Origin of the sequence: Streptococcus xiaochunlingii, from assembly GCF_006385805.1 — a bacterium.
GTDB classification, from domain to species: Bacteria; Bacillota; Bacilli; order Lactobacillales; family Streptococcaceae; genus Streptococcus; species Streptococcus xiaochunlingii.
Genome location: NZ_VFSG01000003.1, coordinates 95,855 through 115,294, shown reverse-complemented (window position 1 = coordinate 115,294; position 19,440 = coordinate 95,855). Strand labels below are relative to the sequence as shown.

The window sequence follows — 19,440 nt, the reverse complement described above, 5'->3', positions numbered from 1 at the left end:
TAAATTTGCTTACCTCAAACGAAATAATTTCCTCCTAAGAAAAGCAAAGTAAAAGACCACCGGATTTGGTGGCCTTTTAGGGAGATTATTATGAAAAAGAAAAGTTTTAGGATTTCATAAACAAAGTTAGGAGGTCTTTGTTTATGGTTTTATTATATCGGATTTATCTTAAAGATTTCTTAAGGAATTATTTCATTTCCAAAACAAATTGTTTACGGATTCTTTTCATAGCGCCTTTCCAGCAACAAAGAAGCCTAGCTTTGTTAAATAAGTCAACTTTTTTCTTCTTCAAAATAGAGGCGAATGTCATCCAAATGACGAATCGCATGATTGACATCCGGCTTGTAATCCAAAAAATTAATACTCACGATTCCTGCATTGTCTGCCAGATCAACATCCAAAGTTCGATCTCCAATATAATAGGTCTCACTCCGATCCAGTTGATACTTATCCACTAGATAATCGACTCCTTCTGGGTCTGGTTTTCTCCGAAAGCCATTGTCCGTTGTGACAATCTCTTGAAAATAGGATAAGATCCCTAGATCTTCCAAAATTGGGTAGGCATTCTTCCCCTTGTGGGTATAGACGAATTGGACAATCCCTTCCTCTTTAGCCCAAGCTAGAATGTCTCTAGCTCCTGGCATCAGATGAACTTGGGCGTTTTTCTCACGCAAGCTAGAAGCACGATGACGATTCATCTCTTCCGCATCCAAACCATGTTCTCTAGCCACTTCTTCAAGAAGTGCCTGGACGGATTGTTGAAGGATAAAGGCATGGACCGCTTCTCGATCAAAGTCCAAAGAGTAATGGGCATAAGTCTCAGCAATCCCATCTAAAATAGCTTCATAAGAATCCAAAAGAGTTCCATCCAAATCCCAAATAAAAGCTCGTGTCATACATTTTATTCCTTCCATGTCCGATGATAGAGTGTTTTTAAGAAAATCCAGCGAAATCCATTGTCCAAAAGGGTACCAGCCCAAATCCCTGGCAAGCCCCAACCGAGGCTAACCCCCATCAGATAACCTGAGCCAATCCGAATCACCCACATGCCGATAGTGGTCGCATAGAAGGGAAGACGCGCGTTGCCTAACCCTTGCCAGACCGCGGTATAGATGACTGTCCCAGCTGTCAGAGGCGTTCCAAGTAAGGAGAACAAAATGACGGATAAGGAGGCAGCAAGGGCTCCTGGATCCTTAGTGTAAAGGGCTGTTAAAGGACTTCCAAACAAGAAGATGGTAAGGGCGAGGGGGAGCATGGAGAGAAAGGAAATCCAAAAACTCCGACTGGTGATTTGCTTTATCCCTTGTAAATCATTCTGTCCCAAACTTTTGGCGACTAACATGACCGTCGCTGTCGCAATTCCAAAGGCCGGCATATAGTTGAACTGGGTCAAGACTTCCCCAATAGCATTCCCAGCTACCGCTCTAGTACCAAAAACGGCCACCATGGCAATGATAACAATATCCCCTGCTCGCATCATGAGGCGTTCACCAGCAGCAGGCAAAGCTAAGGACAGCAAGTCTCGATCCAAGCCCCAACGAAAAGGAGCGAAGGGAAGTTGAACCTGACGCCAGAGCAAGTAAGTTCCTAACAAGCGGGAGAGAACCGTTCCTAAGGCAGCCCCGGCGATGCCCAGTCCAAAAACAAAGATCAGGATGCTGGATAACAGAGCATTCAAAACATTGGTCAACAAACTGACATACATGGGTAGTCGCGGGTTATGAGCCACACGGACTAAGGCTCCCAAGGTCGTCATCAGACCTAAAAGCAAAATACTTCCTCCGACAAGGGATAAGTAAATCCCTCCGGCTTCTGCAACGGCCGCTTCAACTCCCAAGAGGGCAATCAATTCCTTGCCAAAGCAGAGGGATAAGGCCCCCAAAATACAACTTAATAAAAACGTGACTTTAATAGACTCAGTAGCCTGACGAGCTATGGCTTTCTGATCTTTTTGTCCCATACTTTTAGACAAGAGACTCACAACCGCTGCTCCGAGAGCGATAAAAATAGCTTGGTAAATCGTAATGATATTACCTGCAACGGATACACCCGATACGGCTACTAAACCCAACTGAGCGACCAAGTAGCTATCTACCATCCCCATGAGCATTTGGAGAAAGTTTTCTCCGATGGCTGGAAGGGCAATTCTTAAAATTTGTCGATCTACTTGTTGTTGACGTGACACACTTTCCTCCTGATGAAAAGAAACTCAGCTAGTTGCCTAACTGAGTTCTGCTTGTAGAACTATTGTGGGATTTATCCAGCCAAGTCCTAGAGACTCCTGCTTTCTAATTTTGGGACTCCCACTTACAATCCCAAATAGGCTTCAACTGCAGCCTGCATTTCTGTTGCTGCAACAGTTGTCTTATGACGAACTGGAGCAGTTTCGAGACCATCCACTGCTGGTGGCAAGGCTACACCTGAAATTTCGTGTAATTGAGCCAAGGCTTCAAAGTCGCTTAAACCTGATTGTCCAGTTACAGCTTCTACTGCAACGACTGGGAACTTGTATGGACTAGCTGTTGAAGCAATCACCGTCTTGGTCGCATCACCTGTCGCTGCTTGGTATTTTTTATAAACTGCTGAAGCAACCGCTGTATGAGGGTCCTCAATATAAGAATCTGACTCATAAACACGCTTAATTTCTGCTGCGGTTTCTGCTTCTGTTGCATACTCTGCCGCAAAGAGGTCCAAAATCTCTGTATCAAAGTCTGTCAATTCATACTGACCTTGCGTATTCAAGGCATTCATGAGTTCAGCTGTCTTTTCAGCATCATTTCCCAAAAGATGGAAAATGAGACGCTCCAAGTTTGAAGACACTAAGATATCCATAGATGGGCTAGTGGTTACCTTAAACTCACGCTTCTTGTCATAGACACGAGTCTTAAAGAAGTCTGTCAAGACATTGTTGTCATTTGAAGCACAAATCAACTTACCGACTGGTAGGCCGATTTGCTTAGCATAAAATGCTGCCAAGATATTTCCGAAGTTTCCTGTCGGTACAGTGAAGTTAACCTTGTCACCAGTATTAATCTCGCCAGTTTTAATAAGTTGAGCGTAGGCATAAACATAATAAACAATCTGTGGGACCAAACGACCAATATTCATAGAGTTAGCTGATGAGAACTGGAGCTTGTTGGCTGCCAATTTTTCACGGAGGGCCACATCATTGAACATATGCTTCACATTTGTCTGAGCATCGTCAAAGTTTCCATCAATGGCGATGACATGGGTATTTTCGCCCGTTTGAGTGGTCATTTGCAACTCTTGCACCTTGCTGACACCGTCTTTTGGATAAAATACGATAATTTCAGTACCTGGAACATCCGCGAACCCTGCCATAGCAGCTTTCCCAGTGTCTCCAGATGTCGCTGTCAAGATAACAATTTTGTTTTCCAAGCCGTGTTTCTTAGCAGCTGTCGTCATGAAGTAAGGCAAGATCGACAAGGCCATGTCTTTAAATGCGATGGTTGAACCGTGGAACAATTCCAAGTTGTATTGACCATCAAGTTTGACAAGAGGGGCAATAGCTGGTGTATCAAACTTGCTGTCATAGGCATTGGTGATACAGTAGTCCAACTCTTCAGCTGTAAAGTCATCCAAGAAGGCTGACAAGACAAGTTTAGCTACCTCTTGATAAGAAGCATCTTTTAATGTGTCAAAATCCAAGTCCACCTTTGGATAACTCACTGGAGTAAATAAGCCTCCATCTGTTGCTAAACCTTGCAAAATCGCCTGGCTGGCTGTTACGGTATTTTTCGCATCACGCGTTGATTGATAAACTAATGTCATGTACATTTCCTCATTCTGTTCCTTAAGATACGAATTAGACTCCTCTAACTTTCGTACAATCTATTCCATTATACCATGAATTCTTGTGAATTTTGTCAGTGAGAATGAAATTGTCTGAAAAAAGAGCCCACTGCTTGCAAACTGAAAATCAACGAAAACCTCTCTTCATCAATTTATCTGCCCTCCGACTCTGGCTACTCTCTTTTCACTTGTTCATAGGAGTCCTTGCCATCATTGAGCTTGTCCCAGATGACGACTTTTCCTTCTTTAAGGGATTTTTGAACATCAATGATCCGCTGGTTGGAAGAGCCACGAAACTGCAACATCAGGTTGCGCTTGCTCTTATCATAGCGACCATCCACCAGAATATCAATCAGCGAAAGTAGCTCCAATTTGTCCGGCGTCTCCAGCATCATTTCTTCCCAGGTGTAGCCGGTCCAAGACCAGATATCTTTGTCGGGCAATTCTCTTTTCACCCGCTTGACCAAGGGCAGCAGGATGCCAGTGTTGAGAAAGGGTTCCCCCCCAAGCAAGGTCAAGCCCTGAACATAGGGTTGGGCCAGATCGGCCATGATCTGCTCTTCCAACTCTTTGGTGTAGGGAATGCCTGCGTTGAAAGACCAGGTGGCTACATTGTAACAGCCCTCACAGTGAAACATGCAACCTGCTACATAGAGGGAGTTGCGTACTCCTTCGCCATCCACAAAGTTAAAAGCCTTATAGTCGATGATGCGCCCTTGACTCAGTTCTTCACTTTTCCATTCTTGAGGTTTGGGATTGTTCATGACACCTCCCCATCTAACTCTATCCAGTAGCGCTGACTTCTGTCGATTGTATTTTCGTAAACACCGCCAGCAGATAGAATCGTGCGACGGCTAGCTTCGTTGTCTTCATCACAGGTAATCAGCACTCGTTCTAGTCCTTGTTTTCGAGCCTCTGCTAGTCCTAGCTCTAGCTGCAACTTAGCCAAGCCCTTTCTGCGTTGACTGGGCCGGATGGAATAGCCAATGTGACCACCCTCTACAAATAATTTGTCATTCAAGGACAAGCGCAGGGCTAAAAAGCCCAGAGGGTAGCCAGTCTCATCAAAGGATAAAAATTGAATGGTAGGAACCCAGCATTCTGGCAGATTCTCAGTATCCTCCTGCTGCTCTACAATTCGCAACCAATCCGCAAAATCCTTTGCTCGCTTCCAAGTGGAGCCCATGCCACCGTGCATATAGGATTTTGCAGCATCGAACTCAGTAATCATCTCTAAAATCGCGTCTTTATCTTCTAAAGTTGGTCGTTGTAACTTCATAAACTTTCCTCAATCTAAATCAATCCAATAGCGCTCTTTCCCGCCTCGAACATCCTCTAAAGCTCCGCCATTAGTCAGAATCACTGCTCGACTGGCAGCATTGTCACTATCACAAGTCACTAAAGCACGTTTGATATTTTTACTTTTGGCTACTTGCAAGCCTTGCCGCAGCTGCTCTTTTGCCAATCCTTGCCCACGCGCAGAGGGACGGATACTATAGCCGATATGACCAGCATAATTCAGCAACCCCTCATTTAGTCTCAGCCGTAGATTCAAAAAACCTAAAGCATGGCCTGATTTATCAAACAATACGTACTGAATTGATGGAACACGATTTTCAGGCAAATTTATTCCCATTTCTTTTTGCATATTTGTCTCCAACCACTCTTCGTAGTCAAAGTTCTCAGCATCCCAAAATCCGCCATCGTGAGCTGATTGATTCGCTTCAAACTCTGCCATCATGTCTAATACAGTTTCTTTATCTGCTAGAGTCGGTCTGCGTAATTCCATCTTTACCTCCCCATACGAGAAAAGCGAGAGCGAACTCTCACTTTTATTTTTTCTTAGCTTTTTTTAAAAATTGCTCTCTCAGGCTGGCTACTCGGTCTTTTTTATTGATTCCACCTGTCGAATGTTTTTCGTGGAATCGTTGAACCTGGGCCTTGCCCTTATCGTCTAGTTGGTATTTTCCCATAATCTTCCTTTTCTAATCTGTCACTTGGTGTCCAGCTGATTTAATCGTGGACCCATTCATGTGTTTGACCCGCGCAGCGATTTCCTTATGACGACCATTAACCATAGGACGGGCTTGAGGATTTCCTAGATAGCCACAGGTCCGTTTGACCACATCAACTGTCTTAGGATCACTATTGCCACAGTTTGGACAAGTAAACCCTCGTTCGGTTGGTGTGAAATCCCCTTCAAAATCACACTTGTAGCAACGGTCAATCGGTGTATTGGTTCCGAGATAGCCGACGCGGTCATAGGCATAATCCCAAACCGCCTCTAGGGCTTTTGGATTTTGTTGGAGCACAGGATACTCGCAATAGTGGATGAAACCACCGGAGGCCCCTGCTTCTGGATAGACTTTTTCAAAATCCAGCTTCTCAAATGGGGTTGGGTTCTTGCGAACATCGTAGTGGAAACTATTGGTGTAATATTCCTTATCTGTGATATCCGGAACCTGACCAAATTTCTCCGTATCCAGGCGACAGAAGCGATCAGTCAAGCTTTCTGACGGCGTCGAATAGATGGAGAAGTGGTAGTCATACTGGTCGGACCATTCTTCGACCCGCTTCTTCATATCCTTGATGATGGCGATTGTAAATTGCTTGGCTTCTGGATTTTCTTCCCAATTTGGACCATAAAAGACAGTCGCTACTTCATACAATCCAATATAGCCGAGTGAAATGGTTGCTCTGCGATGACGGAAGAGCTGGTCTACCTGGTCATATTTACCCAAACGCTTCCCAAAAGCGCCATATTGGTAGAGAATCGGTGCATTGGCCGGAGTTGCTTCCTTGGTCCGCTCCACCCGATAGACCAAAGCATCTTCAGCGATGTTCATCCGCTCATTGAAGATTTCCCAGAATTTCTCTTTATTTCCTTCAGATTCCAAAGCAATCCGAGGGAGATTGACTGTCACAACCCCCAGGTTCATCCGACCAGAATTGACTTCAACGCCATTTTCATCCTTCCAACCTTGAAGGAAAGAGCGGCAACCCATGGGCACCTTGAAGGAGCCCGTCAACTCAACAATCTTGTCATAAGACAAAACGTCTGGATACATGCGCTTCGTCGCACATTCCAAGGCCAACTGCTTGATGTCGTAGTTGGGACTACCTGGTTCTAAGTTGAGCCCTCTTTTTAAACTGAAAATCAACTTAGGGAAAATAGCGGTCCTGTGTTCTGAACCAAGTCCCTTGATTCGAATTTCCAGAATGGCCTTTTGAATTTCCCGTTCGAAGCGATTGGTTCCAAGACCAAAGCCAAGCGAAGTAAAGGGCGTTTGCCCATTTGAGGTAAAGAGGGTATTGATCTCGTACTCCAAGGACTGCATGGCATCATAGATGTCCTTTTTCGTTTTTTGCCAAGCATAGTCCTCGCGTTTTTCAGGGAGAACCCACTCCTCTGCATCTTTCAAGTGCTTCTGATAATTCTTTTCTGCATAAGGAGCCAAGACTTCATCGATCCGGTCTGCTGAGCAACCCCCATACTGGCTAGAGGCTACATTGGCAATGATTTGCGAAATCTGAGCCGTTGCAGTTTGGATGGACTTGGGACTTTCTACTTCTGCATTCCCAATCTTAAAACCATTGCGCAGCATGCCTTCAAAATCGATCAAACAACAGTTGGTCATCGGAGTGTAAGGGCTATAGTCCAAATCATGGTAGTGGATATCCCCTTTTTGGTGGGCATTGGCTACGTGTTTGGGCAACATTTTAAGACCAATAGACTTGCCGACAATTCCTGCTGTCAAATCGCGCTGGGTATTAAAAACGTCACTGTCCTTATTGGCATTTTCATTAACGACAGCTTGGTCCTTGTTGAGGAGCTTGCCGATGGTAAAGTTGATATCCGTTGCCTTTGAGCGCTCAAAATCACGCTGCGTGCGATAGGTAATATAGCTCTCGGCAATCGCATATTCATTGGCTTGCAACAACTCATGCTCAACGACATTTTGAATCTCGTAAATTTTTACGCCACGAGGGAAGCGTTCCAAAATTTCAGCCACGATTCGGTCTGTTACGGTTTCTAATTTCGCTTCCAAGGCCGGAGTGAGACCGGTCACTTCTTCTGTCGCTTTGACCAAAGCACGGTAAATTTTATCGACATCAAACTTGACCTTCCGCCCATCTCTCTTTTCTACAAAGAGTTGGGGGAGACTTTGGATATGCTCTTCTCGTAACGTTATCATACGCTCGCCCACTTTCTTTTTTATACAAATAGAATTCACTCCATATTATATCACTCAAAAATAAAAAATCAATATCTTGTGTCAAAAAATGTTATTTCATTTTCAAACCACAAGATATTGATAGTCTATTTATATTGGTACAAGGTGTACTGCGAACCCTGCAGGTTCACTTTTTCATAACTTTGGGTTAAAACCTTTTGCATAGCAGACGTTACATCTAGGTCCTTATTGACCACAATAAACTTCGGCTTGTCTTGCTTAATCTGATTCGTCAGATTAGTTCGGTTTTCCTTCGGCCCCAGATAGGCTGTCGGAGTTAGAAGGGCTGAAGCGGCCAAGCGACCACTTTCCTGATAGAGATGGGCCGTCTGATCCCAAGCATAGATGGTATCCTTGGAATCACTATGACTCTTGATATAGTGGGCAATCGTACTTCGTTCACTCGCTAGGTTGTTTTGGAGAACCAATTGATTCACAACTGGATACCCAACTAAATAACCTATTGCTAAGATCGGTAGGAAGGCTTGACTGGAGAAATAAAGCTCCCAGATAGAATTATTCTTCATCTTCCGGCGCTGATAAGTGGACTCATCCCCGGCAAACCAAAGAGCGAATAAGGGAAGACCAAAAGGTAACAAGCTAAGGAACTGATAGGCCCCTTGCTCTGGTGTACCAACCACAATTGCAACAACTAGCGGAAGACCAAACCAACTCATAAACCGGATCAAACGTTGACCACTTGTCGATACTTTTCGGAAGGACATGACGAAAGCTGAAGCAAAACCAAGCGTTAACAGCAATAAACAGTAATAAACTAAGTTGGCAAATAGGTGCCCCGCATCAAACTGGAGGGAGCGAAGACTATACAGGGTCTGATGAATCGCATATCCAAAAGAGCCGTTCCACACGGTAATATACCCTAAAGGATAAAAGAGAATTGAGAATCCCAAAAGGGTAGCAAGGAATTGATAGAAACCGTGGGCAAATTTCTTTTGCTTCACATGATAGGCTGTCAATCCAAGAAAAGCAAGCAGATAAAAAATCACACTTAGCCATGGCACCATCATAAAGGCCAAACAGGCTCCTGCGCCATAAGCGACAAAGGATTCATCTGTTTTCTCACCCTCTAGATAAGCGAGAATGAAATTCATAGAGCCAAATAGGAAGGGCAGGGCGTAAAAGACAGCATAGTTCCCACCAAAGCCAAGCACTCCAGCAAGAAGGTAGAAGAGTAGCTGAACTTGTCCTGCAATTTTTTCACTTGCAACTAAGCTTCTGACCATCCGATACAGGCTCGTCCCAGCAAAAAAGTAGGCTAAAATCTGGAAGACCACCAGGAGAACTTGACCTCCTACCAAACTTCCTAAAGCGCCGATCCCGTAGTAGAGCAAACCATTGACCCCAAAGAAATGACCATAGGGAACTTGACCTTGAGACATTGCCCAACCGGCATATAAGTCCTGGGTTTGTTGATTGGTCGCCAGTAAATTAATAAAAGGAAGGGCTACATGGACCAGCCCAAGTAGGACACTAAAAGCAATTGGTAGTGACAAGGGAACTGGTCGCTTAGTGGCAGAGCGCCCCAACGACTTTTCATCTTCTTGCTCTTCCAATGTCTCTTCTACATCCTCTTGTTCTTTCGATCTCGCTTCAACCTTCTCTTTGCGACGATGACCAGATCGTGATAGGCGACTTAGAGTTCCGGTCGAAGCTTCTGTTTCCATCGCTTCTCCAGCAGCCTGGCTCTCTTCCTGGTTCTGCTCTGATTCCACCGGTTGACTAGCTGTCAAAACTTCTTCTTCCCGACTAATCGATTGTTCCAATACCTTTCGTAGCTCTTGAGTATTTTGAAAACTGGACCCGACACTTAAGCCAAGTTTATGCGATTCTTTTTCTTTCTCACTCATACTTTGTTTTTCCTTTACTAGACTTGCAAATGCTTGAGAGCACATGCATACCCTACTAGTATATCAAAAATGGACCCAACTGTCAGCTTTCTCCACAAGGAGAAAATAGAGGACAGACAAAAAAGACAGACTATTTTTTACTTAAAATAGCTAGATAATTTTTCAAAAAATTGACTTCTATTACTTTGAGTCATTTAAGAATCTCTGAAACTTTCCGCTGTGAGAAAAATGCTTGAAACAGTGGTGTTTCAAGCATTCGGGAGTTTTGAAAGTAAAACAGTTTGGGAAACTGTTTTAGCCTGAGCATAGAAATTAAAAAGCGAAGGGGTTCAAAACTAATTGAACACGGGCTGCGGATTGTGTCAAAAAGATAAGTTCTCCTAAAATCGCAAGATTCTGCGTCAAACTTCCTATTTTGACTGTATCCGCAGACGCCCTTTGTATCTTAATAAGTCAGCGAACTTCTACGAAGTTCGCTGACGTCCGTACTCACCTAAGGAAAGTTTCTAAGAATTTTTCCTTCAATCTGAGACCGATACCTTCTCGGCATCCGTCTTTTCTTTTTATAGTTGATTCAAAATAGTCTGAAAATCATTTTTTACTTCTTCGATGGACGTGGTCACTTCCTGGCGAGTCTGGTTGTTTTTGACGGTGATTTGCCCACTTTCAACCTCGCTACCACCTAAGGCAATGATAGTTTTGGCCCCAAAGACGTCAGCTGACTTGAACTGAGCCTTCAACTTACGGCCTAGGTAATCACGTTCTGCGATGAAGCCTTGACGACGAAGGGCCTGAACCAATTCCAAGGCAGCTACTTCTGCTTCTGAACCCAACACAGCAATGTAGACATCCAATGATGTCTCAACAGGAAGCTCAACTCCTTGTTTATCAAGGATCAACAAGAGACGCTCAAGTCCCATCCCAAAACCGAAACCTGGCGTTGCTGGTCCACCAAAATATTCTACCAAGCCATCGTAACGACCACCCGCACAAACGGTCAACTCATTCCCATCCACTTCTGTCACGAACTCAAAAATAGTGTGGTTATAGTAGTCTAGGCCACGTACCATATTGGTATCGATGACATAGTCAATTCCGAGACCGTCTAGCATAGCCCGTACGGCATCAAAGTGTGCCTGGCTTTCTTCGTCTAAATAGTCCAGGATAGATGGAGCATTCTCAACCGCTTGCTTGTCTTCTTTTTCTTTTGAGTCCAAGACGCGGAGCGGATTTTCCTCTAGACGACGTTGGCTATCTTTTGAAAGTTGGTCCTTCATTGGAAGGAGGTAGTCGATCAAAGCTTGACGATAAGCTGCCCGACTAGCTGTGCTACCAAGGGTATTCAAGTGGAGGACGACATTTTCAATGCCAATCTCTTTGAAGAATTGGTCAGCCATGGCAATCGTCTCAACATCCGTTGCAGGATTGCTAGATCCAAAGCACTCTACTCCAATCTGGTGGAATTGACGCAAACGGCCAGCCTGAGGGCGTTCATAGCGGAACATGGGACCGATATAATAGACCTTGCTTGGCTTTTGAACCTCTGGTGCAAAGAGTTTATTTTCAACATAGGAGCGGACCACTGGTGCTGTCCCTTCCGGACGCAAAGTAATGTGACGATCTCCCTTGTCATAAAAGTCGTACATCTCCTTGGTCACGATATCCGTTGTATCCCCTACCGAACGACTAATCACCTCGTAATGCTCAAAAATCGGTGTACGGATCTCTGCATAATTGTATTTTTTAAAGGTTTCGCGAGCAAATCCTTCTACATATTGCCACTTAGCGGACTCCTGTGGCAGGATATCTTGGGTTCCTTTTGGTTTTTGTAATTTCATAGACACCACTCCTTTGCTTGCATTGTACTATTTATTCTATCATAATTTATAGTCCGTGACAGCGCTCAAGCGATAAAATCAGTCTACAAGCCTATCAGGAATAGAAAAAGGTAACTTCTCCAGCCCTTAAAAATAGAGCCCGCATCACATGCAAGGCTCGATTTCTTTCGTTGCTTTACTTTCAACTATCTTATAAGATATTTTCATATTGTTCGCGAACTTCCTGCGGCCAGACGCTGGTTTGGACTTCTCCGATATGTTGCTTACGAAGCAAGAACATAGCCATCCGCGATTGACCGATCCCACCTCCAATAGTTAGTGGAAAGAGGCCATTCAAGAGCGCGCGGTGCCATTCCAATTCTAAACGATCTTGATCTCCTGTAATAGCAACCTGGCGCTTGAGTGTGTCTTCATCAACCCGAATCCCCATAGAAGATAATTCGAATGCCGCCCCTAGGTTATCATTCCAAACAAGGATATCCCCGTTTAAGCCCTTGTAGCCATTTTCGGTTTCTGTTGTCCAGTCGTCATAGTCTGGTGCCCGTCCATCGTGCGGTTTGCCATCTGATAAGACGCCACCAATCCCAATCAAAAAGACAGCTCCATATTCTTTGGTGATGGCATTTTCCCGTTCTTTCGGTGTCAAGTCAGGATAACGCTCTACCAACTCTTCTGTGTGGATAAAGGTGATTTGCTTCGGCAGGATCGATTCAATATCATAGCGAGCTTCAACTGCCAACTCCGTCAAACGAATGGCCTTGTAGATTTTTTCAACTGTTTCCTTCAAGTAAGCTAGGTTACGGCTCCCATTTGGAATGACCTTTTCCCAGTCCCATTGGTCAACATAAACTGAGTGGGTCGCATCCAAAGAATCTTCATCTGGACGAAGAGCCTTCATATGGACGAAGAGACCTTCCCCTTCCCCAAAGCCAAACCGCGCCAAGGTATGACGCTTCCATTTTGCAAGGGAATGAACCACTTCATAAGTTTCATTAGGAATTTGTAAGACCTTTACAGAGACAGGGTTTTCCACACCGGATAGGTTGTCCTGCATCCCATCTCCTACCTTGCTTAAGATTGGACCTTGAACCTCAACGACTTCTAGTTTGTCTTTCAAATATTGAGTAAACGTTGTTTTTACAAATGAAATTTCTTCTTGTTGGTGAATAAAACTCTTCTTCATAGAGACTCCCTTTAAATAGTATGATTTTGATTATACGCTTTTTTAGAGAAAAAGCAATACTTACCGTTTTCGACAATTTATTTAAGAGTCAATTCCAATTATCTGATATTTAATGCACAACACATTAAGTTGTTTCTACTATTTAATTTAAATAATCAAAGTTATAGTATTGAAACCTGGTATACCTTGTGATATAATTCACTACATAGGATTGTTTTATAACTAAAAACTTTAGGAAGGAGAATCTTTAAATAATTTTCAAAAAGTCCTATAACGTGTACTTGACACAAACAATGATTTTAAAAATTTAGGAGATATATTGGAAAAAATGAAAAGAATTTTTAAGGGACAACTGCCTAAGCTTCTATTTATTGCGTTTTTACCGTTACTACTAATTCTCATCACTCCAAAAAAAGTGGTGCAAGCAGCTGATGTTAGCAATAATGTCAGCTCATTAACTGTTTCATCAAACGAATTGTATAACGGAGGTCAAACAACTGTTAAATTCACTTTTGACGAGCATGCTCAAAAAATTAAGTCGGGAGATACCCTCCAAGTAACTTGGCCAAATTCAGGAACAATTCATGGGGCTGGATTTAAGAAAACCATTAAATTAACGATTGAAGGTACGTATGTAGGAGATATGGTAATCACTGATGGAGAAGCCAAAGTGACCTTCAATGACGGAATAACCAATCTTGAAAACATTCGTGGTTGGGGGGAGTTTGAAATCGAAGCCCACAATGAAACCAATACCGAGAAAGAACATACTGGTAGTTTTCGTATCACGAGTGGGACCAAAACGGTGGAGATTTCCGTCAAGAAAGTAGCTACCGGAAAGTCCTCTGCACCATTTTACTTAAAGGCCGGGGACATGAAAGCTAACGATCCTGATCATATTCTATGGAGCTTAAATATCAATAATATGAAGGTGGATGTTGATGATGAAGTACGCGTAGAAGATCAAATTCAGCCAGGCCACACTCTGGAGACAGATAGTTGGATGATTATTGTAACAGGTAAAAAGTCGGGATATTATAGTGGATCTGATGCGATTACAAACTTTTTAAAAGATTTTCCTGATGCTCAATTTACTGCAGATGCGCAAACTGGAAAAATTTCAATTAAAATTCCTCAAGAGGACGCCGTACTAACTGGTTTCACAGTTATATATAAAACAAAAGTAACAAATCCTGATCAAGCTAAGTTTGAAAATCATAGCCAAGCTTGGTATCGTATAAAAGGTGAAGCAGCTGTTGTGGCAATACAGAAGAATTCTTCTGTATCAAATATTCGAGCAGATGGTGGTGTTGATGGTGATAAAACTACAACAACTACAACAACCGAGGAACCTACGACAACTACAACTACTTCATCAACCGAGGAACCTACAACAACTACAACTACTTCCTCAACAGAGGAACCTACAACAACTACAACTACTTCATCAACAGAGGAATCTACAACAACTACAACTACTTCATCAACCGAGGAACCTACAACAACTACAACTACTTCGTCAACCGAGGAACCTACAACAACTACAACTACTTCCTCAACAGAGGAATCTACAACAACCACAACCACAACTACAACAACCGAGGAACCTACAACAACTACAACTACTTCGTCAACCGAGGAACCTACAACAACTACCACCACCACACCAACTCCGGAAAATCCAGATAACCATGGTGGAGGTGAAGGTGATGGTGAAACTACCACTACAACTACAGTAAGTGAAGATGCAACAACCACAACTACTACAGTAAGTGAAGATGCAACAACCACAACTACTACAGTAAGTGAAGATGCAACAACCACAACTACTACAGTAAGTGAAGATGCAACAACCACAACCACAACTACACCAGGTAAGGATGGTACAACCACAACACCAGGAAACCCTGGCGGAAATGCAGATGGTAACGGTGGTGGACGCAAAGTCCTTCTCCCAAGTACAGGTGAAGTCGTAGCAACTGGCCTAGTATTCTCAGGAGTACTTGTCCTATCAGGTGCTATTGTATTGAAACGTAAAATGTCTAATAACTAGCGGTCTGTATTTTAACTTACTAATTTATCTTAAGGTTTGACAAAAGGTTTTAAAAGGATTTACTTCTAATTTAGAGGTAAATCCTTTTTCTAATCCTTAACTCTTTAAAATAAACTTCAAAATTATTTGCTCCACTCTAATATATGCATCTCTATTAAAATTGGATATATAACTCACCTCATCAATTTATGCTATATTTTGATATGATTTTATAATATACAAACATATTTTGGGTTGATACATTGTTTTATTTGTGATATAATTCACTTTGTAGAAAATATTTTTGATTTCAAATCCCAACGTGATCTTGCATATTAAACAGTATTTCCTACAAAGTTATGTTGTAGCCGTGTGTCTTATAAACGATTATTTTATTACACTCTTCCTTATAAAAGTGTAAATAAATGATTTTTATAAAACACCCAAGTTTATGAAAAAGGAAGGTAAAAATGGACAAAAAGAAAAGTTGGATTTTTCCGTTCATTCTTTGTTTATTAGTTGCGATTTTTACATTTAATTGGAATAAAATCTCTGCAGAAACTCCTGAGGTTTCAGTATCTGGAAAATTTGTTGATACAATCCAAAATATTAAAGTATCAAATAACGAAGGAGGTGTTCTCGACTGGGACTTACAACAGTGGGCAACTTTCCGAATCAACGCTGATTATGATTTGTCTGGAAAAAATGTTAAAGCAGGAGATTCAACTGTAGTTACTGTTCCAGATGCTTTGATGATTACTAACACTTCGTTTCAAATTCTTGATATAAATACGAAGGAAGTTATCGCAAATGCTGAGGTAAGCCCAGATAATAAATCCATTACAATTACCTATACGGATTATGTTGAAAAACACTCAGATACCAGCGGATCATTCTTCTTTTACGCTCGTATCGATTTCAAAAAACACCCTCAAAAAGGTGAGGTTCCAGTAGAAATCACCATTAACAAAGAAACAAAAGTTGCTGGTAAAGTTTCATTTACTGGTATAGGTGATGGAAATCCTAGACTTCTAACAAAGACTAGTTGGGTAAACGCAGGGGACCAAAGGGAAGTCCAATACACGATTTCTGTCAATCGTACAAAGCAAAATATTAAGAATGCCACACTCGAAGATCACTTACAATTTACGAATGCTTCATACGAAAAAGATAGCATTAAAATTATTAAAGGTAAATTCTCTTATGATACTGGCGAATGGGTATTCTCTGATAGAGTTGATGTAACAGACCAACATAAGATTACCATTAGCGAAGATGGTCAATCATTTGTTATCGATTTAGGCGATGTTACTGAAAATGACCAATATCGTATTTCTTATAATGTTCGTTTAAATTATGATCCAGCCGACGGAGAGGTCTTGAAAAATGAAGCAACTCTTAAAGGTCTAGGTATTGAAACCAAAAATGTAACGAATGCTGCTGCCGTTCAAATTGCTGGTGGTGCTGGTGTTGGTTATGTTTACTCAATCAATATTCATAAAGTCGATGATGCTAACCAACCACTTAAAGGTGCTAAGTTTAGAGTTGTTCGTCAAGCTAATAATCAAGTTATCGGTGAGTTTGAATCAGACGAAAATGGTAATATTGCCGTTGGTAAACTGTTGAAAGATAAATATATCTTAACTGAAATTGAAGCCCCTTCAGGTCATATCATCAAAGAAGCTGATACTGTGGTTAATGTTGAAGATTTTGGAGCAGACCATTCAGTGACCAAAACGATTGTGAATCCGAAGGAAGAAACTACTTCTACAACTACTACAACTACAACTGAAGAAACCACAACTACTTCTACAACTACTACAACTGAAGAAACCACAACTACTTCTACAACAACTACAACTGAAGAAACCACAACTACTTCTACAACTACTACAACTGAAGAGCCTACAACTACTTCTACAACAACTACTGAAGAGCCTACAACTACTTCTACAACTACAACTGAAGAGCCGACTACTACTTCAACAACAACTACAACTGAAGAGCCGACTACTACTTCAACGACTACGACAACCGAAGAGCCGACTACTACTTCAACAACTACGACAACTGAAGAGCCGACTACTACTTCAACGACTACGACAACCGAAGAGCCGACTACTACTTCAACGACTACGACAACTGAAGAGCCGACTACTACTTCAACCACGACAACTACAGGTGAAACCACGACTACAACAACTACTACAGGCGAAACCACGACTACAACAACTACTACAAGTGAAGAACCGACTACTAAAGTGACGACTACTCCAAACCCAACTCCATCATCTTCAACAACTGAAGGTACCGGCGATGGCAACGGTAAAGGTCGGAAGAAAGTTCTCCCAAGTACAGGTGAAGTCGCAGCTACTGGATTCATTGTCCTAGGAGCAGTTGTTCTATCAGGTGCTATCTTATTGAAACGTAAACTTTCAAATCAATAAACCTGACTAAATCGCAACCTCTAGCTAATAGCTAGAGGTTTTTTCTTCTAGCTTAATTTGACAATTGAAGAAATCTTAAATTAATGTTTTCATACACATCTTTTTACATTACTCAACTTTCCGGAAAATGACTCTTTTTCGGAAAGTCATAGTTTTTAAATTCTTTCTATAAGCTAGTATATTCATTGAAATTTATCCAAAAAAGGTAGAGTTTGGATTGAAATACAGTGCAATATATCGCATTAGGCAAAAAGAAAAAACGCTTGAAATCAGCGTTTTTCTTATGTATTGATTCGTATTGAACCCCTACTTAACTTCTTACTAGGGATGATGATCTTTTTCAGGATTGCTCATAATCTGTGTAAATATTTCTTTATATTTATATTTCAGATATTTTTCGTGTAGAATGAACAAAGCTACGTAAACAATCATAAAAACAATAGATAAATACAGTATATCAAATGTACTATGTCCAAAATAAGTTGCGGACTCATAAGATCCAATAGCTCCTAAAACCAACCAAGGAATATACTTGTAATACTTAGTTACCATAACACAGTCCCTCCTTTAATTAAACTAATGAGAATATCTAAAACTAAAAGTCATACCTGTACGTGTAGGATTATAAGGATCTAAGGTCATCAAAGTGCTAAATTCTCAAACCAACTTCTACCGCCAATAAACGTGGAAGTTAATTTGTCAAAACAATGCTATTAAAAAATAAAAGGGAAAACTTTTTTGTTAAATAAGGTTATCGTTACTATTAACCAAATATAGTTTTTAGCCAATCAACTATAAGTGGTCTAAGTAATGGGATTAAGAATAGACCTACAATGATACCTAAAATAAATATTAGAAACATTTTTTTGAAGCTTCTTTTGTTCATCTATGGACACATCCCTTCAATTAATGGAATCCCCACCATCGCCAACTATCTAACAAATTGAAGAGTGGGAGTGATACTATAAAGAATAAATAGTGATTTTTTCACGTTTTCCCCTCTTTTTTTAATATATATGATATACTAAATATATATCGAAATGTAAAAATGTCACATATATACACATAATTAGAGGTGGAGTTGTTATGCGTTGGGATTACGGTACGATCTATAAAAAAATACGGAAATCAAAACATATTAGTCAAGAGGAAGTTTGCCAGGGTTACATTTCAAGAGCGCATTTATCGCGTATTGAATCGAACCAAGTGGTACCTAGTTTTGAGTTGATGGAGCATCTTCTAAAGCAAGTTGGCTTAGATTTCGAAGAATTTCGATATATATGCCATTCTTACCACCACTCCGATAGGGAAGAAATTATCTTATTAGCAGAAGATAACAATGCCTATCGATCAAATGATAAATTATTGGAACTGAAGAATAAGAGTGTAACTTATTTAAAAAAATATCCTAATGACATTCCTGTGTCAAATATATTAAAAAGAGTAGATGTCATTCTTTGTTTGCGAGAATCTGGTCCAGATGAGAAGGTAAGAATGATGGCCATGGATGCATGGAACGAAATTAAAAATCAGGATGCCTGGTATCATAGTGACCTTAAATTAATTGTCGTTATTTTATTTACACTTCCACTAGAAACAGTGATTTCTATCTGTGATGAAGTTATAGATAGGCTCAATGATTACTCTGATTATACAGAGATTCTTCCCACCAAGTATAAATTACTCTCAAATTTAGCTAGTATTTTTCTGTGGAATGGTTTGCTGGAGAAGTGTACCAGTATCAGTTATCTATTGTTAGATACGGCCAAAAAAAGTAAGCGATATGATTTTCTAGGAAATGCTAAAGTGACACTTGGAATTTGTTTAAGTGATAAAAAGCTAGTTGATGAAGGCTTGCAGTTACTCGAATTAACTGATGAAATAACGTTGTTGGAAGCATGTAGGTCAGATGTGAAGCGCTATTTCAAGAAATGAGTTTCTAATTAAGAATCGTAGAAAAAGGCGAAGTTTCTTCGATGGATAACGATGAATGTTTTGCCATCTTAAAAAGCTAGAGTTTGAAT

15 protein-coding genes are annotated in these 19,440 nt (G+C 41.2%); 3 read left to right on the top strand and 12 right to left on the bottom strand.

Translation table 11 applies throughout. The annotated features are described in order from the left end of the window. Nucleotides 1-272 precede the first annotated feature (272 nt). The 11 genes from FJR71_RS09290 to asnA form a co-directional block, all read right to left on the bottom strand. The gene (locus tag FJR71_RS09290; RefSeq protein ID WP_140814786.1) at nucleotides 273-896 is read right to left on the bottom strand and encodes an HAD-IA family hydrolase; all 624 of its coding nucleotides are present in this window, start codon (nucleotides 894-896) and stop codon (nucleotides 273-275) included. Nucleotides 897-901: 5 nt separating this feature from the next. After that, on the bottom strand, nucleotides 902-2,185 hold the full coding sequence (locus tag FJR71_RS09285; RefSeq protein ID WP_140814783.1) for an MATE family efflux transporter: 1,284 nt from the start codon (nucleotides 2,183-2,185) through the stop codon (nucleotides 902-904). Between the two features lie 122 nt (nucleotides 2,186-2,307). Continuing rightward, nucleotides 2,308-3,792, bottom strand: a complete 1,485-nt coding sequence (gene thrC, locus FJR71_RS09280; RefSeq protein WP_140814781.1) for a threonine synthase — start codon at nucleotides 3,790-3,792, stop codon at nucleotides 2,308-2,310. A gap of 194 nt (nucleotides 3,793-3,986) precedes the next feature. After that, nucleotides 3,987-4,577: an anaerobic ribonucleoside-triphosphate reductase activating protein gene (nrdG, locus tag FJR71_RS09275; RefSeq protein WP_048690582.1), complete on the bottom strand. Its 591-nt coding sequence runs from the start codon at nucleotides 4,575-4,577 to the stop codon at nucleotides 3,987-3,989. After that, nucleotides 4,574-5,092, bottom strand: a complete 519-nt coding sequence (locus FJR71_RS09270) for a GNAT family N-acetyltransferase (protein WP_048690583.1) — start codon at nucleotides 5,090-5,092, stop codon at nucleotides 4,574-4,576. The genes nrdG and FJR71_RS09270 overlap by 4 nt, the downstream gene beginning before the upstream one ends. A gap of 9 nt (nucleotides 5,093-5,101) precedes the next feature. Continuing rightward, on the bottom strand, nucleotides 5,102-5,602 hold the full coding sequence (locus FJR71_RS09265) for a GNAT family N-acetyltransferase (RefSeq protein ID WP_048690585.1): 501 nt from the start codon (nucleotides 5,600-5,602) through the stop codon (nucleotides 5,102-5,104). Between the two features lie 43 nt (nucleotides 5,603-5,645). Then, nucleotides 5,646-5,786 (bottom strand): hypothetical protein, encoded by a 141-nt coding sequence (locus FJR71_RS09260; protein WP_006595204.1) that lies wholly within the window; start codon nucleotides 5,784-5,786, stop codon nucleotides 5,646-5,648. Nucleotides 5,787-5,798: 12 nt separating this feature from the next. Beyond that, nucleotides 5,799-8,009, bottom strand: a complete 2,211-nt coding sequence (nrdD, locus tag FJR71_RS09255) for an anaerobic ribonucleoside-triphosphate reductase (protein ID WP_140814778.1) — start codon at nucleotides 8,007-8,009, stop codon at nucleotides 5,799-5,801. Between the two features lie 125 nt (nucleotides 8,010-8,134). Continuing rightward, entirely contained in the window at nucleotides 8,135-9,916 is a 1,782-nt protein-coding gene (locus FJR71_RS09250; protein ID WP_140814776.1) for an MFS transporter, read from the bottom strand. Nucleotides 9,917-10,479: 563 nt separating this feature from the next. Beyond that, nucleotides 10,480-11,754, bottom strand: coding sequence for a histidine--tRNA ligase (hisS, locus tag FJR71_RS09245; RefSeq protein ID WP_140814774.1), 1,275 nt, complete (start codon nucleotides 11,752-11,754; stop codon nucleotides 10,480-10,482). Nucleotides 11,755-11,944: 190 nt separating this feature from the next. Continuing rightward, nucleotides 11,945-12,937 (bottom strand): aspartate--ammonia ligase, encoded by a 993-nt coding sequence (gene asnA, locus FJR71_RS09240; RefSeq protein ID WP_140814772.1) that lies wholly within the window; start codon nucleotides 12,935-12,937, stop codon nucleotides 11,945-11,947. A gap of 328 nt (nucleotides 12,938-13,265) precedes the next feature. On the opposite strand from asnA, the gene FJR71_RS10055 reads away from it, so the two are divergent. Next, a complete protein-coding gene (locus FJR71_RS10055) occupies nucleotides 13,266-14,990 on the top strand; it encodes an LPXTG cell wall anchor domain-containing protein (RefSeq protein ID WP_140814770.1) in 1,725 nt (574 codons plus the stop codon). A gap of 449 nt (nucleotides 14,991-15,439) precedes the next feature. After that, entirely contained in the window at nucleotides 15,440-17,416 is a 1,977-nt protein-coding gene (locus FJR71_RS09230) for an LPXTG cell wall anchor domain-containing protein (RefSeq protein WP_140814768.1), read from the top strand. Between the two features lie 321 nt (nucleotides 17,417-17,737). On the opposite strand, the gene FJR71_RS09225 is transcribed toward FJR71_RS09230, so the two are convergent. Continuing rightward, nucleotides 17,738-17,968 (bottom strand): hypothetical protein, encoded by a 231-nt coding sequence (locus FJR71_RS09225; protein WP_045760127.1) that lies wholly within the window; start codon nucleotides 17,966-17,968, stop codon nucleotides 17,738-17,740. 534 nt (nucleotides 17,969-18,502) lie between these two features. On the opposite strand from FJR71_RS09225, the gene FJR71_RS09220 reads away from it, so the two are divergent. Continuing rightward, nucleotides 18,503-19,351 (top strand): helix-turn-helix domain-containing protein, encoded by an 849-nt coding sequence (locus FJR71_RS09220; RefSeq protein ID WP_172605130.1) that lies wholly within the window; start codon nucleotides 18,503-18,505, stop codon nucleotides 19,349-19,351. Nucleotides 19,352-19,440 lie beyond the last annotated feature (89 nt).

Excerpts from the sequence above, each read along its gene's own strand:
- FJR71_RS09290 (WP_140814786.1), bottom strand. The coding sequence starts at position 896 with ATGACACGAGCTTTTATTTGGGATTTGGATGGAACTCTTTTGGATTCT.
- thrC (WP_140814781.1), bottom strand. The coding sequence starts at position 3,792 with ATGACATTAGTTTATCAATCAACGCGTGATGCGAAAAATACCGTAACA.
- nrdG (WP_048690582.1), bottom strand. The coding sequence starts at position 4,577 with ATGAACAATCCCAAACCTCAAGAATGGAAAAGTGAAGAACTGAGTCAA.
- FJR71_RS09270 (WP_048690583.1), bottom strand. The coding sequence starts at position 5,092 with ATGAAGTTACAACGACCAACTTTAGAAGATAAAGACGCGATTTTAGAG.
- FJR71_RS09265 (WP_048690585.1), bottom strand. The coding sequence starts at position 5,602 with ATGGAATTACGCAGACCGACTCTAGCAGATAAAGAAACTGTATTAGAC.
- FJR71_RS09260 (WP_006595204.1), bottom strand. The coding sequence starts at position 5,786 with ATGGGAAAATACCAACTAGACGATAAGGGCAAGGCCCAGGTTCAACGA.
- nrdD (WP_140814778.1), bottom strand. The coding sequence starts at position 8,009 with ATGATAACGTTACGAGAAGAGCATATCCAAAGTCTCCCCCAACTCTTT.
- FJR71_RS09250 (WP_140814776.1), bottom strand. The coding sequence starts at position 9,916 with ATGAGTGAGAAAGAAAAAGAATCGCATAAACTTGGCTTAAGTGTCGGG.
- hisS (WP_140814774.1), bottom strand. The coding sequence starts at position 11,754 with ATGAAATTACAAAAACCAAAAGGAACCCAAGATATCCTGCCACAGGAG.
- asnA (WP_140814772.1), bottom strand. The coding sequence starts at position 12,937 with ATGAAGAAGAGTTTTATTCACCAACAAGAAGAAATTTCATTTGTAAAA.
- FJR71_RS10055 (WP_140814770.1), top strand. The coding sequence starts at position 13,266 with ATGAAAAGAATTTTTAAGGGACAACTGCCTAAGCTTCTATTTATTGCG.
- FJR71_RS09230 (WP_140814768.1), top strand. The coding sequence starts at position 15,440 with ATGGACAAAAAGAAAAGTTGGATTTTTCCGTTCATTCTTTGTTTATTA.
- FJR71_RS09225 (WP_045760127.1), bottom strand. The coding sequence starts at position 17,968 with ATGGTAACTAAGTATTACAAGTATATTCCTTGGTTGGTTTTAGGAGCT.
- FJR71_RS09220 (WP_172605130.1), top strand. The coding sequence starts at position 18,503 with ATGCGTTGGGATTACGGTACGATCTATAAAAAAATACGGAAATCAAAA.